Source organism: Ruegeria sp. AF8 (assembly GCF_056541825.1).
This window is the reverse complement of sequence record NZ_JBQFYW010000058.1, coordinates 1-2,496: the sequence shown is the minus strand read 5'-3', so window position 1 is coordinate 2,496 and position 2,496 is coordinate 1. Positions and strand designations below refer to the sequence as shown.

The 2,496-nt window shown below is 57.9% G+C and carries 2 protein-coding genes; both read left to right on the top strand.

Annotation, left to right across the window (positions count from 1 at the left end; genetic code table 11):
• Positions 1–113 precede the first annotated feature (113 nt).
• On the top strand, positions 114–1,643 hold the full coding sequence (gene istA / locus ACR0AO_RS25295; RefSeq protein ID WP_480609753.1) for an IS21 family transposase: 1,530 nt from the start codon (positions 114–116) through the stop codon (positions 1,641–1,643).
• Positions 1,633–2,424, top strand: coding sequence for an IS21-like element helper ATPase IstB (istB, locus tag ACR0AO_RS25290; protein WP_480609750.1), 792 nt, complete (start codon positions 1,633–1,635; stop codon positions 2,422–2,424). The genes istA and istB overlap by 11 nt, the downstream gene beginning before the upstream one ends.
• Positions 2,425–2,496 lie beyond the last annotated feature (72 nt).

The following is a 2,496-nucleotide window of genomic DNA, read 5'->3' as shown; positions in this document are numbered from 1 at the left end:
TGTTGATTCCCGCTGAGAAGTGACCCGGTAGCCTGCAAAATTTTCACTGAGAATTGACCCATGTGAACACGTTGCCCTGACGCTTTTGTTCAGGGAGATATGGAGTGATCGACATGGGATTTTTGAGTGTTATCCGACGCTGGGCATTGCGTGACAAAATGCCAATTCGCGAGATTTCAAGGCGCACCGGCCTGTCTCGCAACACCATCAGGAAGTACCTTCGCGAGGGGGTGGTTGAGCCGAAGTTCAAGACGCCAGCTCGGCCGAGCAAACTTGATCCCTACGCGGATCGGTTGTCTGCTTGGTTGCTGGCGCAGACGCGCAAGCCACGGAAAGAACGGCGGACCGTGAAGCAGATGCACGCTGATCTGATGAAGCTTGGGTATGACGGCTCCTACGGACGTGTGGCGGCCTTTGCCCGTGCGTGGCGTGCCGATCGGCACCGGGCAGAGCAGACGACCGGGCGCGGCACCTACGTTCCTTTGGTGTTCCAAGCTGGCGAGGCCTTCCAGTTCGACTGGAGCGAAGACTGGGCTAATATCGGCGGCGAACGGGTCAAACTTCAGGTCGCCCATATCAAGCTGTCACACAGCCGGGCGTTCCTGGTGCGGGCCTACCCGCTGCAAACACATGAGATGCTATTCGACGCCCACTGGCACGCGTTCCGCGTCTTCGGTGGCGTGCCCGGTCGCGGGATCTACGACAACATGAAGACGGCGGTGGACCGTGTTGGCAAAGGCAAGCAGCGCGATGTCAACGCACGTTTTAAGGCCATGGCCAGTCATTATGTCTTCGAGCCCGAGTTCTGCAATCCGGCCGCAGGCTGGGAGAAAGGCCAGGTTGAGAAGAACGTGCAGGATGCGCGCAACCGCCTGTGGCAGGTCATGCCGGTCTTCAGCGACCTGAACGAGCTGAACCAGTGGCTGGAAGATCGCTGTATTGCCTTGTGGGCCGAGACAAAACACCGGGACTTGCCCGGCACGATTGCTGATGTGTGGGAAGCTGAGAAGCCCACGCTGATGACCCTGCCGCCGGCTTTTGATGGGTTTGTCGAGCACAGCAAACGGGTATCTCCTACCTGCCTGATCACTTTCGAGCGCAATCGCTACAGCGTCCCGGCCAGCTTTGCGAACCGCCGCGTCAGCCTGCATGTCTACCCCGAACGGCTGGTCGTGGTGGCGGAAGGCCAAACCGTTTGTACCCATGACCGCATCATTGAGCGGTCGCACCACAAGCCAGGCAGGGTCATCTATGATTGGCGCCACTATCTGGCTGTCATCCAGCGTAAACCCGGAGCCTTGCGCAACGGTGCACCGTTCACCGAGATGCCGGACGCCTTCCGCCGCCTGCAGGATCACATGCTGCGCAAGGAAGGCGGTGACCGCGAGATGGTCGACATCTTGTCGTTGGTTTTGCACCACGACGAAGATGCCGTCCTGTGTGCCGTAGAACTGGCGCTGGAAGCTGGTGTTCCGACCAAGACGCACATCCTGAACCTGCTTCACAGGTTGCTCGACCGCAAACAGACCGATCTTCCAGAGGTCGATCCGCCGGATGCCCTGGCCTTGGAAACAGCTCCGAAGGCCAATGTCGATCGCTACGATGCCCTCAGACAGATTAGGGAGAAGCGCCATGCGTCATGATCCAGCAGGAGCTTCGATTGTGATCATGCTGCGCAGCCTCAAGCTGCATGGCATGGCGCAAGCCGTCGATGATCTGGTAGCCCAGGGCGCACCAGCGTTCGAGGCCGCAACACCGATGTTGTCCCAGCTGCTCAAGGCCGAGATCGCCGAACGGGAGGTACGGTCAATCGCATACCACACAAAGGTGGCACGCTTCCCGTCCTACAAAGACCTTGCAGGTTTTGACTTCAAATCTAGCGAGATCAATGAAGCCACCGTCCGGCAGTTGCACCGCGGCGAGTTCATGGAAAATGCGGAAAACGTTGTCCTGATCGGCGGCCCTGGGACAGGTAAAAGCCACATCGCAACGGCCATAGGCGTTCAGGCTATCGAGCATCACAGATGCAAAGTGCGCTTCTACTCGACCGTGGAACTCGTCAACGCACTGGAACAGGAAAAGGCGCTCGGAAAGGCTGGCAAAATGGCCGAGATGCTCACCAAAGTCGACTTGGTCATCCTTGATGAACTGGGTTACCTGCCGTTCAGTTCATCAGGCGGCGCATTGCTGTTCCACCTCCTGAGCAAGCTCTACGAGCGCACCAGCGTGATCATCACCACAAACCTCAGCTTCTCAGAATGGGCCCAGGTCTTCGGTGACGCAAAGATGACAACGGCTTTGCTCGACCGGCTCACACACCGCTGCCACATCCTGGAAACAGGCAATGACAGCTACCGCTACAAAGCCAGTTCAGAGGCCGCAAAGAAAACACGAAAGGAGGCCCCGACATTGACCGCCAAATAAACGCTGATACATAAACAAGGGTGGGTCAAATCTCGGTGAAAATACCGGGTCACTTCTCAGCGGAAATCAACA

What these genes read in the sequence shown, in the direction of transcription:
- istA (WP_480609753.1), top strand. Translation starts at nt 114, where the DNA reads ATGGGATTTTTGAGTGTTATCCGACGCTGGGCATTGCGTGACAAAATG.
- istB (WP_480609750.1), top strand. Translation starts at nt 1,633, where the DNA reads ATGCGTCATGATCCAGCAGGAGCTTCGATTGTGATCATGCTGCGCAGC.